The organism is Pseudomonas sp. PB101 (genome assembly GCF_009764265.1).
Lineage (GTDB): Bacteria > Pseudomonadota > Gammaproteobacteria > Pseudomonadales > Pseudomonadaceae > Aquipseudomonas.
In genome coordinates this window covers 1-18761 of sequence record NZ_RWIR01000043.1, presented here as the reverse complement: position 1 = coordinate 18761, position 18761 = coordinate 1, and the positions used below count along the sequence as shown (strand labels likewise).

General features: G+C 59.2%; 16 protein-coding genes and 1 pseudogene. 6 read left to right on the top strand and 11 right to left on the bottom strand.

The features are described 5' to 3' along the window. Positions 1-254 precede the first annotated feature (254 nt). The 4 genes from ggt to EI969_RS12715 form a co-directional block, all read right to left on the bottom strand. Positions 255-1991, bottom strand: coding sequence for a gamma-glutamyltransferase (gene ggt / locus EI969_RS12730; RefSeq protein ID WP_160388126.1), 1737 nt, complete (start codon positions 1989-1991; stop codon positions 255-257). A gap of 184 nt (positions 1992-2175) precedes the next feature. After that, positions 2176-3435 carry a cation:dicarboxylate symporter family transporter gene (locus EI969_RS12725; protein ID WP_160388125.1) on the bottom strand — a complete coding sequence of 420 codons (1260 nt, stop codon included), beginning with the start codon at positions 3433-3435 and terminating at the stop codon, positions 2176-2178. 110 nt (positions 3436-3545) lie between these two features. Continuing rightward, positions 3546-3971, bottom strand: coding sequence for a VOC family protein (locus EI969_RS12720; protein WP_154863206.1), 426 nt, complete (start codon positions 3969-3971; stop codon positions 3546-3548). 223 nt (positions 3972-4194) lie between these two features. Further along, positions 4195-5121: a LysR family transcriptional regulator gene (locus EI969_RS12715; protein ID WP_160388124.1), complete on the bottom strand. Its 927-nt coding sequence runs from the start codon at positions 5119-5121 to the stop codon at positions 4195-4197. 313 nt (positions 5122-5434) lie between these two features. Between EI969_RS12715 and EI969_RS12710 the strand changes: the two are divergent. Together EI969_RS12710 and EI969_RS12705 are read left to right on the top strand one after the other, a co-directional pair. Further along, a pseudogene (locus EI969_RS12710) lies at positions 5435-6810 on the top strand (transposase). Positions 6811-7321: 511 nt separating this feature from the next. Continuing rightward, complete coding sequence (locus EI969_RS12705; RefSeq protein ID WP_160388123.1) at positions 7322-7594, top strand: DUF2790 domain-containing protein; 273 nt, start codon at positions 7322-7324, stop codon at positions 7592-7594. A 56-nt stretch (positions 7595-7650) separates the two neighbouring features. On the opposite strand, the gene EI969_RS12700 is transcribed toward EI969_RS12705, so the two are convergent. From EI969_RS12700 to EI969_RS12680, 5 genes are read right to left on the bottom strand one after another with little or no spacing between them, the layout of a single operon-like run. Continuing rightward, the gene (locus EI969_RS12700) at positions 7651-8583 is read right to left on the bottom strand and encodes a LysR family transcriptional regulator (RefSeq protein WP_160388122.1); all 933 of its coding nucleotides are present in this window, start codon (positions 8581-8583) and stop codon (positions 7651-7653) included. Positions 8584-8638: 55 nt separating this feature from the next. Continuing rightward, complete coding sequence (locus EI969_RS12695; RefSeq protein WP_160388121.1) at positions 8639-9589, bottom strand: aldo/keto reductase; 951 nt, start codon at positions 9587-9589, stop codon at positions 8639-8641. 23 nt (positions 9590-9612) lie between these two features. After that, on the bottom strand, positions 9613-11091 hold the full coding sequence (locus EI969_RS12690) for an efflux transporter outer membrane subunit (protein WP_160388120.1): 1479 nt from the start codon (positions 11089-11091) through the stop codon (positions 9613-9615). Between the two features lie 19 nt (positions 11092-11110). Next, positions 11111-12607, bottom strand: coding sequence for a DHA2 family efflux MFS transporter permease subunit (locus EI969_RS12685; protein ID WP_160388119.1), 1497 nt, complete (start codon positions 12605-12607; stop codon positions 11111-11113). Beyond that, a complete protein-coding gene (locus tag EI969_RS12680) occupies positions 12607-13743 on the bottom strand; it encodes an HlyD family secretion protein (protein WP_160388118.1) in 1137 nt (378 codons plus the stop codon). The genes EI969_RS12685 and EI969_RS12680 overlap by 1 nt, the downstream gene beginning before the upstream one ends. A gap of 259 nt (positions 13744-14002) precedes the next feature. On the opposite strand from EI969_RS12680, the gene EI969_RS12675 reads away from it, so the two are divergent. Next, positions 14003-14629 (top strand): TetR/AcrR family transcriptional regulator, encoded by a 627-nt coding sequence (locus tag EI969_RS12675; protein ID WP_160388117.1) that lies wholly within the window; start codon positions 14003-14005, stop codon positions 14627-14629. After that, positions 14622-15143: a G/U mismatch-specific DNA glycosylase gene (gene mug / locus EI969_RS12670; RefSeq protein WP_160388116.1), complete on the top strand. Its 522-nt coding sequence runs from the start codon at positions 14622-14624 to the stop codon at positions 15141-15143. Before EI969_RS12675 ends, mug begins: the two co-directional genes overlap by 8 nt. Before the next feature lie 152 nt (positions 15144-15295). Here mug and EI969_RS12665 read toward each other — a convergent pair whose 3' ends face one another. Continuing rightward, on the bottom strand, positions 15296-16378 hold the full coding sequence (locus EI969_RS12665; RefSeq protein ID WP_160388115.1) for a sterol desaturase family protein: 1083 nt from the start codon (positions 16376-16378) through the stop codon (positions 15296-15298). Positions 16379-16455: 77 nt separating this feature from the next. Next, positions 16456-17118 (bottom strand): hypothetical protein, encoded by a 663-nt coding sequence (locus EI969_RS12660; RefSeq protein WP_160388114.1) that lies wholly within the window; start codon positions 17116-17118, stop codon positions 16456-16458. 151 nt (positions 17119-17269) lie between these two features. On the opposite strand from EI969_RS12660, the gene EI969_RS12655 reads away from it, so the two are divergent. Both EI969_RS12655 and EI969_RS12650 read left to right on the top strand, forming a co-directional pair. Next, entirely contained in the window at positions 17270-17629 is a 360-nt protein-coding gene (locus EI969_RS12655; protein WP_160388113.1) for a DUF3302 domain-containing protein, read from the top strand. 3 nt (positions 17630-17632) lie between these two features. After that, positions 17633-18592 (top strand): HlyD family secretion protein, encoded by a 960-nt coding sequence (locus tag EI969_RS12650; protein ID WP_160388112.1) that lies wholly within the window; start codon positions 17633-17635, stop codon positions 18590-18592. Positions 18593-18761 lie beyond the last annotated feature (169 nt).

The following is an 18761-nucleotide window of genomic DNA, read 5'->3' as shown; positions in this document are numbered from 1 at the left end:
CCAGTGTGCTGCTACAAAGTCGAATTTCGAGCACGGCTGCAGGCTAACGCGCCTCATCGCGCGTGACAGAAAGAAGGAAGTATCAGGGGGCGGACGACTTGAGCGACGGGGGGTATGGCGGATCACATAAATGAGGGAGCCAGGTGAGAAAAAACACCCAAGCGTTAGAGCGGTGAAATGAGGAAGCCTGCACAGCAAGGGTGCAGGCTAGGAGCCGGGCGATGCGACAGCGGGCTGCCGCATGCTTCAAACGATTACTTCGCCAGCGAAGTCACGCCCCTTCCCCTCGGGTCTGCAACTGGCTCAGGGACTCGACCCTCGACCTTGATCGCCTGGACATCACCGTTAAAACCCTGATCAGCCAGGTTATAGCCCCTGGCTTCAAGGTCGGTTGCCAACTGCCCGGAGATAGGGGCATAAGGCTCCCAGAAAATGGTGTTCGCCGGCAGCAACTGGTGATGGAAGCGCATCGTTGCAACTGCATCCTTCAATGGAAGCTGGAAGTCATAGGTGTTGCTGACCACCTGAAAGATCGAGGTAAAAATCCGCGAGCCGCCTGGTGTGCCAATGACCAGAGCAACTTTTCCGTCCTTCAGGAAAATTGTCGGCGTCATCGAAGACAACGGACGCTTTCCAGGCTCAATCGCGTTGGTGTCATTGCCCACAACCCCCATCTGATTCGGCACACCCGCAAGGGCGGAGAAGTCATCCATTTCGTCGTTGAGCAGAATGCCGGTCTTGCTTGCGACCACACCGGAGCCGAAGAATCCGTTGAGAGTATAAGTGTTAGAGACCGCATTCCCCCATTTGTCTACGATTGAAAAGTGAGTGGTTTGCGGCTTTTCCGGGGAGGCGATGTTCAGACCAGCGACTACTTTAGCGGTGTCCGAGGGCTCTGAAACATTGACCTGCGCTGCACGGCTGGCCAAGTACTTTTCATCCAGCAACTGCTCCACCGGCACTTTGTAGAAATCAGGATCACCCAAGTATTGAGCGCGATCCGCAAACACGCGCTTCTCGATTTCAGCGACCAGGTGCATGTAGCTGACGGAATTAAGCGGGACGCCCTGGAAATCCGTTTGGCGCGCTTCCTTCATCTTCAAAAGCTGCACCAGAGCAATACCACCGGAGCTGGGAGGCGGCGCCGTGACGATCTGAAAGCCATTCCAGTTCGCCTGTATCGGCTCTCGCCAGACGGCCTTGTAGCCCTTGAGATCCGCCTCACTGATCAAACCACCATGAGCGTCCATATCACTGACGATCAGTTCGGCGGTCTCGCCGGTGTAAAAGCCATCCGGCCCTTGTGCGGCGATTCGCTTCAGCACCGCCTCCAACTCAGGCTGCTTGAATGTTGACCCCGCGTGCAATTTGCCGAAGTACTCGGCGAAATTGGTTTTACCGGAGAATCGCTTTTCATTTTCGGTCGCTGCCAGATTGGCTAACGTGTCATCGACGACAAAACCCTCATGCGCATAGTGAATCGCTGGCGCGATCAGATCCGCCCACTTGAGTTTGCCAAAACGTTGATGAGCTTCCCACATGCCAGATACCGTGCCTGGCACGCCCACCGCGCGGTGGCCAATGACACTTCCGTCAAGATTGTCAGCCGCAATCACTTGGCCTTTGCTATCGACAAACATGTCTCGCGTCGCCTTGAGCGGCGCACGCTCACGGTAATCCAGGAAGTAAGGTTTGCCCTCGTGGTAAACCGTCATAAACCCGCCACCACCGATATTTCCAGCCTCGGGGTAGGTCACCGCCAGCGAAAACGCAATGGCGACTGCCGCATCAATGGCATTACCGCCTTTGGCGAAGATGGCATTGGCCGTGTCCGCGGCCAAGCGGTCTGGTACGGCTACTGCAGAAGCGTCCAACTGAGAAAGAGGGCTTGCTGACGCCAGCTGAGGAACGCTTACGGTGAGGAACGACGCACACAGCGCGCTCAACAAAGCACACCGACGTGCCAAGTCGAGCAAAGATTTTTTGCACATAAACCACCTGTTTTTTTATTAATAATTGGCAGCAACGTTGGCGACTCCGAGTGTGCGATTGAGCTATTACAACCGCACAACTCGGCGCCTGAAGAACAGCAAAAGCGGAATAGTTATTATCTGTACTGCACGAACAAAAAGAGCCCTCGGCGTGGATCACGCCAAAGACTCTTTTAAAGGGAGGTTACGCTTGCTCCCCTACTCGCTCGACACGTGAAGGTTCAAGACTGGCCTTCTCCCACTTGGCAATAACCAAGGGGGCGATTGCATTACCCAGCACGTTCAACGTTGTCGTCCCGCTGTCGATAATTCTGAAGATACCAGCGATCAACGCGACCCCTTCCAAAGGAAGCCCGGCAGATGCCAGGGTGGCAGACAGAATAATGATGGCAAAGCCAGGCACTCCAGCGGCTCCCTTCGACGTCAATACCATCGTGACCACCAGCAGAATCTGCTGAGTCAGCGACAGGTCGATGCCGTACAACTGAGCGATAAAGATCGTCGCTACGCCGAGGAAGATGGACGCGCCATCCAGATTGAACGCATATCCCACCGGAACCACAAAGCTGACGATTCGTTGAGGGACGCCATAGTTCTCCAACTTTTTCATCAACTGCGGCATGACCGCCGCGGACGCCGCACTGGAGAACGCCAGAATCAGCTCATCCCTGAAGTACTTGATCAACTTGAAGACGTTTTCGCCAATCAGGTAGCAAATGCCGCCAAGGAAAATCAAGGCAAAAGCAATCAGCGCGAGGTAAACCACACCAATCAATTTGAGCAACGGTAACAACGATGCAAAGCCAAAGGTCGCGACGGTCGCACCGATCATACCGAATACGCCGATCGGCGCATAAGCCATGACAAACGAGACCACCTTAAACATCGCATCAGACAAACCTTGAATTACAGAAATGACCGGTGCGCTTTTCGCTTTTGGCAGAGTATTCAATGCCATTCCCAGGAGAACGGCAAAAAACAGTACTGACAGCAACTTTCCTTCCGACATCGCCACAATCACGTTATCGGGAACAATGTTCTGCAAAATAATCAGCGCGCCTTTCGAGGGCTCCATGTTAACCGTCGATGTACTGTGCGAGATGCCAGCAATTTCGGTGCCTTTTCCAGGCTCGAAGAAGTTGGCGAAACACAGGCCGAGGACAATGGCCAAACTGGTAATCGCAAAGAAATAAGCCAGCGATTTGGCCCCCATGCGTCCGAAGGACTTGTTATCGCCGCCACCGGCAATACCGAGGATCATGCAGCAGAAAACAATGGGAACAACAACCATCTTCATCATTTTAATGAAAATGTCGCCAAGGGGTTTAAGAACTTCGGTACTGACCCAGACCTGATTTTGTGGATGGGTATTGAAGTACCAACCGACAAGCACACCGAGCAAAAGCCCAGCAACAATTCGCCAAACCAATGGGATACGTTTCATGTCTAGCCTTTTTGTTGGAATGAAAGGACTGCTTGAGGGCAGTAGCTAGATTCATGAGCTTCCAGCTCATTAGGGTTTCCTGGCGCCATATTCGTGCGCCAGGTTATTTATTACTTGGCGAAGAGCTGGCTCATATCCTTGAATGCTTTGAACTCAAGCGCGTTACCACACGGGTCGAACAAGAACATCGTGGCTTGCTCACCGACCTGCCCTTTGAACCGAATGTAGGGTTCGATAACAAACTCAGTACCGAAGGACTTCAGGCGCTCAGCCAATGCTTCCCATTGCGCCCACTCCAGAATGATGCCGAAGTGGGGAACCGGTACGTCGTGGCCGTCAACCGGATTGCTGTGAACGCTTTCTTGAGACGCGGTCTTTGGATGCTCGTGGATGACCAATTGATGACCATAAAAATCAAAATCGACCCATTGAGTGCTGGAGCGCCCCTCGGAGAGTCCAAACACTTCGCCGTAGAACGTACGCGTAGCGGCCAGGTCGTAAACAGGAATTGCCAGGTGGAAAGGAGAAAGACTCATCAGGACTCCGAATGCAGTTTTTATAGGTTTATGAAGTCGGACAGCACGCTTACCGTCCGACAGCTTCTTTGAAGATGGATTTATGCTAAAGCGGCTCCATCGTAAAAAAAATCAATATATATTTTTCATAAACACAAATAATTTTTATCAATTATTCAACGCAAAAATACGCCGCTTGTTGCGGCGTATCGGAGTACTTAGGTTTAGAAGGCTGCTGATTTTTCTACTGGTCCCAACCTGCCTGAATAGCGCGGGTGATTTCGTCGACGAATACGCGTGTTTTGGTTGGAACGAGTCGCCCCGGCGGCATCAACGCGTAAACCCCGCCACTCTCCGAGCCCTGCCATTGCGGCAGGACAGGCACAAGTTCACCATTGCGAACGGCGGGCCCCGCTAGCCAATCCGGAGTAAGAATGATGCCGACGCCGTTGGCAGCCGCTTGAAGCAGTGACTCTGAATTGTCCGAAATCAACGGGCCAGTTGGCCGTACCGTCCGGTGCTGACTGCCGTTTTTCAGTACCCAGTCTGGCCAGCTTGAGTGACTACTGAATCCCAGGCAGGCATGTTCAGCCAACGCTTCAGGCGTCTGAGGTTGCCCCCGCAAAGCGATATAGCTCGGGGATGCATAAAGCAGGTTGCGAAAGGGAGCGATCTGCTTGGCGACGAGCGTGCTGTCGCGCAACACTCCCACGCGGATAGCCACGTCAAACCCCTCCGCCACTACGTCGACGTAGCGATCGGCAAAACGCGCATCCACCCGGATTTTTGGATGCTGTGCGATGAACGCCGGCAACAATGGCGCCACCCATCTGCGTCCAAAGGTGACGGGGAGTGACACCCGGAGCAATCCCTGTGGACTGGCCGCAAAGTTACTCGCCTCTTGGCCGGCACTGTCCAATTCATCTAACAATGCACGTACGCGTTGATAGTAAAGCGTTCCAACTTCAGTTAGAGAGACGCGCCGCGTGGTGCGGGACAAAAGTCGAATTCCGAGTCGCTCTTCCAGTTGCCCAATCCTTCGCGAGATGATCGTGGCGTCTCGTCCTATGACCTTGGCGGCATCTGTGAAGCTGAGGGCTTCTACTACCGCCACGAAGGCCGACAGCTCGTCCAGGGTCACGCGACCTAATAACTCCTGCATGTTGTGCATGATGTTCGTTCATTCCGTCCTGATTACTCAGCATTGTGCATCGGTCAGTGTATTTCGAGAATAAGCCGCCCACGGGTGAAATATTCTTTCACCCTCTCAGTGCAAGTCGGTGCTTCAAATCACAACAACGGGCAGATCGGCCGAGCTAGCACCGCGTTGCGCGCTTTGCTGGGTGGTATTCATGTTAACTGCGAAATTGCACTCCACTTGACCACCCGCTTGCATTCGACCTGTCATTTGCATTCGTTCTGACCACCGATTGCATCGGGCCTGCGGCAAAATCTCTGCATTGGCCAGCAGGCAAGCACGCAACATGATGGGACAGTTATCGAGTGGGCAGGAGCGACTGTGTTAGTCGTTCAACCTTGAAAGATCACATCCCCGCCAATCACCGTCTGCGCAGCATTGATCGGTGTCTCGATCTGAACGATCTGCGCCATTACCTCGCCGATTTCTATAGCCCGATTGGGCGTCCGTCGATTGATCCCGAATTGATGATTCGCATGCTGATCGTGGGATATTGCTACGGCATTCGCTCAGAGCGGCGGTTGTGCGAAGAGGCCCATTTGAACCTGGCGTATCGCTGGTTCAGCCGGTTAAGCCTTGAAGATGAAGTCCCCAATCACTCGACCTTTTCCAAGAATCGACATGTCCGTTTTCGGGACAGTAATCTGTTTCGCTGGTTGTTCAATGAAGTGCTGCGCCGCTGCATGGACGCAGGTCTGGTCAATGGCGAAGGCTTTGCCGTGGACGCCAGCATCATCACAGCGGATGCGAGTCGGCAGCGCGGCGTACCGGGAGATGAACAGGTCAACCGGGGCGATCCGGCCCTGAGCACCCGCGCCGTGCGTGAGTACCTTGAGGCACTTGATGAAGAGGCTTTGGCCCGAAACGCTACCGAAGCGACTCTCGCTGACGGATCCTCAGGCTCGCTGGACCGCTGCTCCAGGCGGCCCAGCGTTCTAAGCTTATTCCACGAATTATCTGATCGATACCGAGCAAGGCGTCATCGTGGATGTGGAACCCACACCGGTTCATCGCACGGCCGAGGTCGAGAGCACCAAGACCATGATCTCTCGCGTTGAAGCGCAGTTCGACATCAAGCCGGAACGCCTCATCGGCGATACCGCGTACGGCACCGCGCCGATGCTGGCCTGGATGGTGGAGGAAAAAGACATCGAACCGCACGTGACGGTGTGGGACAAAACCGAGCGCAAGAACGACAGTTTTTCGAGCAACGATTTCCACTGGGATGAAGAGACTGAGGAATACCGCTGCCCGGTCTGCAACGCATTGCGCAGCGAATGGCGAGCCTTCAAGAACGAGCGCTCACACGTCACCAAAGCCAACACCATCATCTTCCGATCCCGGCAGACCGACTGCGTTGCCTGTCCGATGAAAGCCAAGTGCTGCCTAAACACATCGTTTCGCAAGATCGCTCGCGGCGTCCATGAAGCCGCGCGTGATGTGGCTCGGCGCATCGCAGCGACGCCGACATATCAGCGCTCTCGCCACGAGCGTAAGAAGGTCGAAATGTTGTTTGCTCACCTCAAGCGCATCCTGAAACTGGATCGCTTGCGGGTACGTGGCATGAGTGGCGCGACCGACGAGTTCACGCTGGCCGCCGCGGTGCAGAACCTGCGACGGCTGGCCAAACTGACCTCTCAAGGGCCACCGCTCACGGGATAAGTGCGTCTGCACGAAGCAAAAAACCTCAAATTATCCCAATAACCGAGCAGCAAAGGTCAACGAAGGGCCGAAAAACCACGCAACGTGGTGAGTAGGCTCTCCAGAGGCGGCCGTGCCTGAGTTCAGGCGAGCTCAAAATCCGACTTTTTCAACAGAATCGGCCGTTAGCTGCCTGCCGCGAAGGGTAGCTATGGGTCGTTCTCTGCCGGCCATAGCCATAAAGCATGCTGGTCAAATCCGATGCAAATGACTGGTCAAGTCAAATGCAAATGGGTAGGCAAGTCCTTGAAACTACCTACCTGGGGGAGAAGACTCAAGACCGACTCCCCCCAAAAGCCCCCCTCGATTCATGATCAATCCGGCAACAGTGTTTATCCCGCCGACCGATTTTTACCCCCCCGCCAAACACCTAACATTGGCTCTACCCAAGTGAGTAAAGCCAAACAGGCACAACCCACTCACGCGGGAAAAATCGTTCCAGGAATAACGCTCCAACCCCGAGGTAAAGATCATGAAACTCCTGAAAATCGCACTCTTGCTTACGCTTGCCGCCACCGGCACCCAGGCCTTTGCAGACGACAACCACTCCACTGCCGCAACCAGCCAGGCACCAGTCGAAACCTACACATACGGCACAAAGCTCGATATCAAACGCGTCATCGAAGTCTCGGAAATCGCCAATGAATGCGGACCGGTTCCGGCGCGCATGACCTACGAAGATTCCCAGGGTCAACGCCGTACCATCGAGTATCAAGTGATGGGCAGCGGTTGCTCGAACGGGTGAGCACTGTACGGGCGCTGGAGGGTCGACACTCCATGCGTATGGCGCCAGCCACATCGCTACACAGCTGCACCGACAATTTTTTCATCAGACGCCAGCAACCCGGGAATGGAATGCTTCAGGAATTCCACCCAGGTTTTTATTTTTGCATCGACGAACTTGCGTGAAGCGTAGATCGCAAACAGGTTCAACTCTTCAAGCCGATACTCCGGCAATACCCGCACCAGCGTCCCCGCCCGCAGGCCCTCGACGGCCGACGCGATCGGCTGGATGCCAATGCCCATTCCGTTCTTGATCGCGAAGGTCATGGCGTCCGCCGTGTTGACGTGAAAGGGCGACACCGGCGTGCTGAACGTTTCTATCCCTTGCGGGCCTTCAAACACCCAGTTCTCGGATGGCATGACCGTGTTGACGATGCGCAGGCAATCATGGCCGTCGAGTTCACCGGGCGAGCCGGGAACCCCGCGTTTTGCCAGGTACGCCGGCGACGCGCAGAGAATGCTGTAGGTGATACCCAGCCGCTGGGCGACGAAGCCGGAATCGGGCAGGTCCCGTGCCAGCACGATCGACATGTCATAGCCCTCCTCCAGCAAATCCGGCAGGCGATTGGTCACGGTCAGGTCGAACAGCACCGAAGGGTAGGTTTCCCGGTAGCGGGCGATGGCGCCGATCACGTAGTGGTTGCCGATGGCCGACATGGCGTGGATTTTCAGGCGGCCCGCGGGCATGACCTGGGCCGTGCCGGCCTCGGCATCGGCTTCGCGCATGTCCTCGAGTATCCGCTCGCAGCGCTGCAAGTAGCGCACGCCGGCTTCGGTCAACGCCAGGCGGCGGGTGGTGCGGTTGATCAAGCGCGTTTGCAGCCGGGCCTCCAGGCTGGAAACGGCTTTGGATACGTTGGTCGTGGTGGTGTCCAACATCGTCGCCGCCGCGGTGAAGCTGCCGCTTTGGGCAACCGCGGTGAAACAGCGCAGGGTCTGCAAAACATCCATCGGTGTCACCTCAAGGGATAGGCGGCCCTGTGACGGACCGCCCTGATGCCAGGCACTACGGCTTGCGTGGAATGAATCCGGGCACTCCGGTTTCAACCACCGAGTTGAAGCGTATACGGGTTGTGATGTCTTGCTGGATCTCGATCATGGCCCTGTGCGGCAAGGTCGCGATATCGATATTTTCGCGGATATGGCTAGGCGTGGCCGAGGTGGTCAGGAACGCCACGCCGCGCTGTACCGACCAGGCCAACGCGACCTGAGCCGGGGTTTTCTGCAGGCGGCGGGCGATGCCGGTGAGCACCGGGTCTTGCAGCACATTCGGCTCCATACCATGCCCCAGCGGCGCAAACGCCAGCACGATGATCCCGTGCTCCTTGCAGAATTCCAGCAGCTCCCACTCCGGCAGATAAGGGTGGGCCTCGACCTGCACCACGGCCGGTTTTATCCGCGCCTCAGCGACCAACGCCTTCAACGCTTCCAAGGTGATATCGGACACCCCGATGGACCGCGCCCGCCCCTCATCCACCAACCGCTCCAGTGCCCGCCACGTCTCGATCAGCGTCACGCCCTTGTCGTAGATGACGTTGCCCTGCTCGTCCCGCGGGTCCTGGTTGTCGCCGGGTTGAAAGGCAAACGGCGTGTGGATCAGGTAGCAGTCGATGTAGTCCACTTGCAGGCGCTGGCAACTGGCTTCAAACGCAGGCTCGACGCGCTCGGGGCGATGGTTGGTGTTCCACAGCTTGGTGGTGATGAACAGTTCTTCGCGGCGGATCTTGCCCGCCGCCAGTACGTCCGTCAGCGCCACACCGACCTGCGCTTCGTTGCGATAGCGCTCGGCGCAATCGAAATGGCGGAAACCGGCGGCCAGCGCTTCCTTCACCGCGTCAGTGGTGGTGGCAAGATCGCGGAACAAGGTGCCGAAACCGACTGCCGGCATCTCGACCGTGCCATGGTTGAGCGGGAAGCGGGTATCGCGCAGGCCGTCGTGAAAGGCTTCATAGGTCATGTGTCTACTCCAGGCCGCAGCCATTATTGATACGAAGGTTTCTGCCCGTCGCCAGAGGCAACGCGTTGCTCGAACGCACCGACCGAGTTGCCGCCCAGCGCAATGAACAGCTGCACGGTGTCGAGGTACTGCGCGGTTTTCACGCGGATATGTCCCAGCAGCGCCTGCTGATAAGCACGCTCCGCTTCCAGCACCTGAAGGATGCTGTTCTCGCCTTGCGCAAAGGCTTGCCGGTTCAACTGCAGGCTGGTGTCGGCCGCGCGCAGGGCGTCGGTCTGGGCCAGGTGTTCCTCGGCGTCATGGTTGATCGCCTGCAAGGTGTCGGCGACCTGGCCGAACGAGCTGATGACCGTCTGCTGGTAACCGGCGAGCGTCGCCTTGTAGCCGTCGACGGCCGCCTGTTGTTCGGCTTTGAGCGTTCCGCCATCGAAGAGCGGCCCAGCCAACCCCGCAGCAAAACCCCAGAGTGCCGCGCCGCCGTTGCCGGAAGCCGCCTGCGCCAGGGACGCCGAAAGCGTGACGTGGGGATAGAGATTCGCCGTCGCCACGCCCACCGCCGCGCTGGCCATGTGCAGTTGCGCCTCGGCTTGCTGCACATCCGGCCGGTCGTGGGCCATTTCCGAAGGCAGGCTCACCGGCATGTTCGACGGCAGGACAAACTCGCTCAATTCGAAGTCGGGAGCGACCCAGTCCGCCGGCCCCTTCCCCGTCAGGATCGACAGCGCATGCCGGGCGGCATCGCGCTGCTGAGCCAGGGGCGGCAACAGCGTGCGGTCCTGGGCGAGTCGGGTCTCGGCCAGCGACACATCGATCTGCGTGGCGCTGCCATTGCTGCGGGCCATGCGTACCAGCTCAAGGTTGCGCGTGTCGTTGGCCAGCAGTTTCTCCACGGCCTGGATCTGCGCGTTGGCGGAGGCCAGCAGCAACGCCTGGCTGGCGACGTTGCCGGTCAGGGTCAGGTACGCCGCTTCGTAGCGGTGAGCTTGCAGCTCGGTGAACGCCTGCTGCTGCTCGACCAACCGCTTGTTGGCGCCGAACACATCAAGGTCGAACCCTACCCGCGGCCCGATCGCATAGAAGTTGGCGATCGAAGGTTCCTTGCTGTTGTGCAGCCGTTGCCGACCGGCCACGGCCGCGAAATCGACCTGCGGATACAGCGCCCCCTGCGCCGCCGCAACCGAAGACGCGGCCTGGCGGATCGTCGCGTCGGCGGCCAGCAGATCGAGGTTGCCGTCGATGGCGCGACGCATCACCTGGTCGAGTTTCGGCGAGCGCAAGGCAGACCACCAATCGCCACTGACCTTCTTGCCCAGGTCGATGCGTGGGTGGTTGCCGTCAGCAAGGCGCTGCTCGGCTTGCCGGTCATAGTGCTGCGACGCACTCGCCGCCGGGGCCCGGTAATCGGGGCCAACGGTGCAGGCGGTGAGGCATGCAAGCAGCGACAATCCCATGAATTTCGTTTGCAGCACAAAGCGGTTGAGGACCAGCGCATAAGCATTCATTTGGCGAACTCCACGAAAACTAATTGGCCGCAACGGGCTTGCGAAGAAACAACACCAGCGGGCTCACCATCAGCATCACCACGAGCAGGATCTTGAACTGGTCGACCACGGCGATGAACGCAGCCTGGCCGGTGATCATTTCGTTGAGCCCTTCCAGCACCTGCAACGGCGCCGAGGTCAGCGACTGCGTGGCGACGCGATATGGCGTCAGATTGCTCACCAGCGCCATGTGCATGGCCTGGGTGTTGTTGAAGAAAAACAGCTGCACGATCGCCACCCCCAGCGTGCTGCCATAGACCCGGGCCAGATTGAACAGGCCGGTGCCTTCCGGGCGCAGCGCCGGGTCGAGGGTGCTGAAGGCGACTTTGCTCACCGCCGGCATCAGGATGCCCAGGCCCGCGCCCTGGACCGCACCGGCGACCGCCACGGGCCACTCGTCCATCAGCGGCGAATAGCCGAGCATCATCCAGTTGGCATAAATCACGATGGCGACACCGGCCGCGACGAAGAAGCGCCGGTCGAAGCGCTCGGGCAACCGCCCCATCAGCAGGAAGGCGCCGACCAGGCCGATGCCACGAGGAATGGTCAAGGCGCCGGTGGTGTCCGGCGGATAACCGAGAATCTCGTCGAGCATCGGCGAGGTCAGGGCCATGGTCGACAACAGCACGAAACCGAGGACGAAAAAGATCACCGTCGACAACACGAAGTTGCGGTCCTTGAGCAGGCGCTTGTTGAGGAAATGCACCTTCGAGGTCAGCACATGCACCACGAACAGGTAGATCCCCAGCGCCGACGCCATGGCTTCGATCCAGATCTCCGGCGAGGCGAACCAGTCCAGGCGCTCACCCCGGTCGAGCAGCATTTGCAGGCTGATCAGGCCGAGGGTGAAGGTGCCGAAGCCGAAGAAATCGAACGCCGGAGGTTTCTCGGCTTTCTTCTCGGTCAACAGCAGTGCCGCCACCAGGAAGATGAACGCCGACAGCGGCACGCTGAGGTAGAACATCGGCCGCCAGCCAAAGTGTTCGGCGATCCAGCCACCGATGCTCGGGCCGCTGACGATGCCGAACAGCACGATGGCGGTCCAGCTCGCGCCAAAGGTTGCACGCTTGTGCACCGGCAAGGTTTCCATGGCGATCGCCATCGACAACGGCGCCAGTACGCCACTGGCGAGGCCTTGAACGATGCGCGCGCCGACGAACTCCAGCGATGTCGTCGATGCCGTGCCAAGCAACAAGCCCAGCACGAACAACGCCAGTGCAGTCTGATACACAAGCTTCAGGCCAAAGCGTGCGGCCAGCCACTGCGCGATTGGCATGCTGATCGCACTGGCGGCCAGGTACGCGGTGAAAATCCACCCCGCCTGATCGTCGGTCATCGACAGGCTGCCCTGAATCAACCTCAGTGCCGAGTTCGGCAACGGCAGGTTGGCCGACTGCATATAAGTCGCCAGCAAGGCGGCGAACCTCAGCGAGCGCGCACCCTCCCCACCGGGACTTACCAACGATTGGGCGTTCATCAGGAGTTACCTGCGGTCAGCAACGCCTTGAGCGGGTGCCACCAGGGGCTTTGAAACTGGGTGTCGATCCTGACCGTGGCACTGGTCCCGGAGAACAGCGGCAGCGCCGGGTCCGGTTCGTCGAGTTCAAGCCGCACCGGTACCCGCTGCGTCACCTTGACCCAGTTGCCGGTCGCATTTTCCGGCGGCAGCAGGGCGAAATCCGAGCCGGCCCCCGGGCTCATGCTGGTGACGTGGGCCTTGAACACGCGATCCGGGTAGGTATCGATGCGGATGGTGGCTTGCTGGCCCGGGCGCATGTGGGCCACGTCGGTCTCGCGGAAGTTGGCCTCGATCCAGATCTCGTGGCTGGACAACAGGGCAAAGGCCGGGGCACCACTGTTCACGTGGTTGCCCACCTGCAGGTCGTCGACCTTGGCCACGATGCCGTCCTGCGGTGCATACACCGTGGTGTACGAGAGGTACAGCTGCGCTTCGTCGAGCTGCGCCCTGGCCTCGCGCACCGTCGGGTGACTGTCGGCCTCGATGTTCGGGTTGCCGTTCAAGGCCACCACGGTGCTGGCGATCTGTTGCTCGATGGACGCGATCCGCTGCCGCGCGACCTTCACGTCGGTGTCGGCCCGTTCGTAAATCGATTTGGAAACGAACTCGGTCGCGACCAGTGCTTTCTTGCGGGCAAAGTCCTTCTGGTCGAAGTCGGCCGACTCTTTCGCCGACTGCAGTTCCGCCTGCTGCTGGCGATAGCTGGCCTTGAGCCCGTCGATACGCAGGCGCGCCACGCTGAGCTGTGCCTGTGCGCGGTCGACGGCGATCTGGAAGGGTTTCGGGTCGATCCGGAACAGCACCTGGCCCTTGTGAACCTGCTGGTTGTCCTCGACGGCGATGTCGACCACCTGCCCAGAGATCCGCGCATTGATCGACGCCTTCGCCACCCGGGCGTAAGCGTTATCGGTTGAAACATACGCCAGGCCCGACACATGGTGGGCATAGCCGAGCGCGGCGAAGAGGATGGGAACGCCCACCATCAACCAGGGTCGCAACCGCAGTTTCAGCGGTTTTCCGGTGGGTGCGCCGACCGGGTTGGGGCCAGGCTGCTCGAAGGTCTGTGAAGCCGGGATATCGAACTGTTTGGTCATGATCGAGTTCACCTTTAGCCGGGTATTCGGGCCGGCATCGGCAACAAGCGCCAGCGGCCCGGATGAGAATGGATGCAGTAAGGAAGCAAGCCCGTGCGCGGTCGGGAGGATCGCTCCCAGCGCGTCGGTTTCGTCGCCGCAACACTCAGTTCGCGCTCGGCTACAACAAACCCTGATCAAGGAATTTCTGATTCCTTAATTTTGTGCGATGGTGTAAGAATATCCCTCGACCCAGCTCTTCACAAGGATTTTGTACGACATGGCACAAAATAAACCGACAGAGGGTAAAGGCCGCGGCCGCCCTCGGGCCTACGACCCGCAGACAGCGTTGCAACAGGCGCTCGGGGTGTTCTGGAACACCGGCTATTCCGGCGCGTCCCTGGACAGCATCGCCACCGCCGCCGGCATGAACCGGCCCAGCCTCTATGCGGCCTTCGGCGACAAGCACGCGCTCTATATCAAAGCGCTGGAACAATATTGGGAGTTCGCCGCGGCGGCGATGCACGAGGCGCTGACGGACCTGGACGTGCCGTTGAGCGAGGCCCTGCAGCGTTTCTACGAGGGACAGCTGTCGATTTATTTCTCGGGCGACGGCCAGCCGCGCGGTTGCTTCGCCATCGGCACGGCCACCACCGAGGCCGTCGAAGACCCGCAGATTCGTGAGGTGTTGTCCGACCGCTTGAGCCGGCTGGATGCCGAGCTGGAGGTTCGCCTGCAAGCGGCGAAAACGGCCGGCGAGTTGAAAGGCGATGCCGACCCGGCGGCCCTGGCCGTGCTCGCCTCGTCTTTGCTGCACAGCATTTCCATACGTGCCCGGGCCGGTAAGTCCCGCGCCGAACTGACGGCGCTGGCGCGCAATGCAATCAGAGTGATCTGTGGTGAGTGAAAAACTCGAGGATATTCTGGCCGGGCAGTTGGCCGTGATCTTCTGCGGCATCAACCCTGGCATGACTGCCGCTGCCCAGGGGCACCATTTTGCCGGGCGCGGCAATCGCTTCTGGCGCACGCTGCATCTCGCCGGGTTTACCCCCGAGCAGGTGCAACCGGAAGACGACCGAACGATCTTGCAGTATCGATGCGGATTGACCGCAGTGGTCGAACGGCCAACGGCCAGCGCCGATCAGTTGTCTTTGCACGAGTTCACCGCCGCTGGCGCCGACTTCGAACAGAAAATCGCCCGCCATGCCCCGCGTTTCGTGGCGTTCCTGGGCAAGGCGGCGTATGGCGCGCTGTCCGGCCGGCGGGAGGTCGCCTGGGGCCTGCAAGCGCAAACCTTCGGCAATGCGGCGGTCTGGGTCTTGCCCAACCCCAGCGGCAGAAATCGTGGCTTCAGCCTTGAGCAACTGGTGACGGCGTACCGCGAACTGCGCCTGGCCGTCGAGGAAAACCGGCGGATGTGATCACGCCGGTGGAATCGTCGCGAGCATACCGATCAGGATGGTCAACAACAGAAAACCGCCGAGAAAAATCGTCATCTTGGCCATGCGGCCTCCCACGCTATGAATTGGCGGTACAGGGGCGTCATGCGCTGCCCCTGCGGCGTACCGAAGACTTATTGTGGGCTGGCAGCTGTATCCGTTACAGAGGCAGATTGCGCTGAAAAATACGGATCAGATCCTCTGTCAGCTTGTGCTTTCTGACGTTTTTCAGCGAGGACCTGGCGGGCGATGTCCACAAACGGCGTGACGATCAAACCTTTCATCGTCAGGTAACGCTCGTGATCCTGCTCACCGGTACCGTAGTGAATGACCTCGGGCCTGGACTGCGTGACGTAGAGCGTGCCGAACATCCAGTCCCACAGTGACAGATTGATGCCGAAGTTCTTGTCGAAGTGTCGCGGCGCATCGCTGTGATGGATCTGGTGTTGGGCCGGGCTGCTGATCACCCGCTCGAGCACCGGCCCGAAGGACAGCCAGACATGGCTGTGGCGCAGGTTGGCCGCCAGGCTGTTGAAGATGAACACCATGTAGGTCACCCCAAACAGGGTATAGCGGCTGACCTCTCCCCCGCAGAAGTACCAGAAGACGCCGGCAAATGCGCCGACGCAGATGATGTCCGTGATCTTTTCCACCACCTCTTCGAGAAAGTGCACGCGGCTGGCCGTCGCCGGCACCAGCACGGGCGCCGAATGATGGACTTTGTGGAAGGCCCACAGGTAGCGCGAATGAAAGGCGCGGTGGCCCCAGTAATGGCTGAAGTCCTTGACCAGGAACACCCCCAGCCCATAGAGCAGGGTCAGCGCGAGGTTCTCCTGCACTTGCGTGCGCGCCCCCCACAGGTTGGTGAAGAAGCCGATGTAATCCGCCGAACGCAGGACATACGGATCGACCAGGCCGACGATGGGCAGCACCAGGACAACCTTGAGGATGGCGAGTACGAAGTAATAGCGGTAGTCGAGCAGCGCCGAGCGATGCAGGTACACCCGGCAGCCGCCGATGAACTGGCCGAACGAGCGCGCGTCGGTCAAACCCCGGGATTTACGCAGGCGGAACAGGCAATAAGCGATGCCGTAAGACATGCAGAGAAAGGATAGACCGAGTCTGCCGTTGAAGTCGAAAATGCCGAGGAACTGCCGGGTGACCGGTTCGATCACCCACTGGAGTAAATAGAAATGGATAGTGCCGAGAATATCCATATCAGTCTGCCCCGGGTAAATGGAAGGGCAATTGTAAATGAGAACGAGTCTTTAGTGTGTTGAATAATGACCAGTCGTCAGCCACCGAGCGCAATGATTGCAAGGATCAGCACGGCCCCCGTGGCGGCCATGATCACCCCGCCCTGCCATTGCCTGGCGCCCGCGTAACCGGCGAGCATCCAGCCGGCGATGAACAGCACCACAAGGCCGACCAGGTTGGACAACCGGATGGCGAGTGCCGTCTGATCGAGCAGTATGAACGGCACCACCAGCGGAAAAGTCGAGCACACCACCAGCAGGAAAACCCCGAGAGCACCCTTGAAGTCGGTCCAGCCCAGGCCTGCCCTGACCGGCAAGGACGGCTGCTCGAGCAGCCGCCGGCGCAACAGTTCCAGGCCCTCGCTGCCGGCCGCCGTGGCGAACTGCATCGGCAACACCTGCGCAACCAGCGCCTGCCCGGCCGCAGCGTCCGCACCATTGCGCAAGGCCAGGTACAGCTTGATCCTGCGCGTGCGCTCGACCAGGGCGCGCAACAGGTACATGACCGCATCGGCCAGCCCCCAGGCGAGATTGCAACCGAGGGCGGCGATCATCATCGTGCGTTCGGCGGCCTGGTCTGCCGTGGCCACGCTGATGGTGCCGGTGAACGTCATGGCCATCAGCAGGCCGAAGATCACCTCGGTAATGCGCTCGACAGGGTCAAGCACAGGCGCCCTCTCGAATTGTCCATTGGTTTGCATGAATTCACCTCCCCCGGGGCTGCCTGCACGATAGCGGCCGGCGCGTGGGCCAGGCACCGGTTGCCCGGGCTGGCGATGCGCATCCCCGTCAAGTGTAGATTGAACGGCTACACTCATGCGCACACGTTATCCGCTTCAAGAGGAGTGATTCATGCTTGATTATTTTGCGCTGGGCCTGCTGATTTTTGTCGGGCTCATCTTGTTCTACGGGATCATTCTGCTCCACGACATTCCCTATGAAATCGCCGTCCACCGCAACCACCCTCACCAGGATGCGATCCACGCCACCGGCTGGGTCAGCCTGTTCACCCTGCACGCGCTCTGGCCGTTCCTGTGGATCTGGGCCATGGCCTATCGGGAGGACCGGGGCTGGGGATTCAGTGACGGGCACTCACCCAAGAGCCATGTGGTTCACCTGGAACAACAGGTCGCCGCACTGCAAGGGCGGATCGAGCGCCTCGAAGCGTCGGCGGGCCAGCTGCCATCGGACAATCGCGGCGAGGGCATCTAAGCCATGGATCTTTTACTCATACTGACGTATGCGGCATTCTGCGTTGCCATCTTCAAGATCTTCCGCATCCCCCTGAACAAATGGACGGTGCCCACGGCGGTGCTGGGCGGGATCCTGATCATCGGTGCGCTGATTTTCACGATGAACTACAACCACCCATACTCCGAGGTGGCGCGTTCCTATTTCGTCTCGGTTCCGGTGATCCCCGTGGTCAGCGGCCAGGTGATCGACGTGCCGGTGAAGACCAACCAGCCCCTGGAAAAAGGCGATGTGCTGTTTCGCATCGACCCCGCGCCGTTCGAGTTCCGGCTGAAATCCCTCAAGGCACAGCTGATTGCCGCCCAGGCCGATCGCGCAAGGATCACCGAACTGATCAAGCGAAATTTCAGTACCCAACGGGAACTGGACATTATCGTCGCTCGCAGTGACGACCTGAAGGCACAACTGGACAACGCGCAGTACGAACTCGACAACACCACGGTCCGCGCGCCGAGCAAAGGCTTCGTCACCCACGTTTCGCTGCGTCCGGGCATGATGGCGACCAAATTGCCGCTGCGCCCGTCAATGGTGTTCATTCCAGCCGAAGGGCATTACTTCTCCGCCTGGATGCGCCAGAACAGCCTGTTGCGCCTGACCGAAGGCGACGAGGCTGAAGTCGCGTTTGACGGCATCCCCGGCAAGGTATTCGAAGGCAAGGTCAAAACCGTCGTGTCGGTCATCGCCGAAGGCCAGATTCAACCCTCGGGTACGCTGATCGGCTTCACCGGTTCACCACCGGCCGGCCGGGTCCCGGTGATCATCGAGATCACCGATCCCGACTATGCCCAGTACGCCGCCCAGATGCCGGGCGGGGCCTACGGCCAGGCGGCGCTGTACAGCCAGCACTTCCATCACATCGCGATGATGCGCAAGATCCTCCTGCGCATGGCCGCATGGATGAACTACATCTTTCCGTTCCATTGATACGGCCGCGTCGCAGCTCCTACAAGGGACCGCGTCCTGGTCGAAACACGCAATACCTGTAGGAGCCGGCTTGCCGGCGATGGATTCAAGTGCGCCGCGTTTATCCGGTTTACCCGCGTAATCGTTGACGACCATCGCTGGCAAGCCAGCTCCTACAAGAGACCGCGTC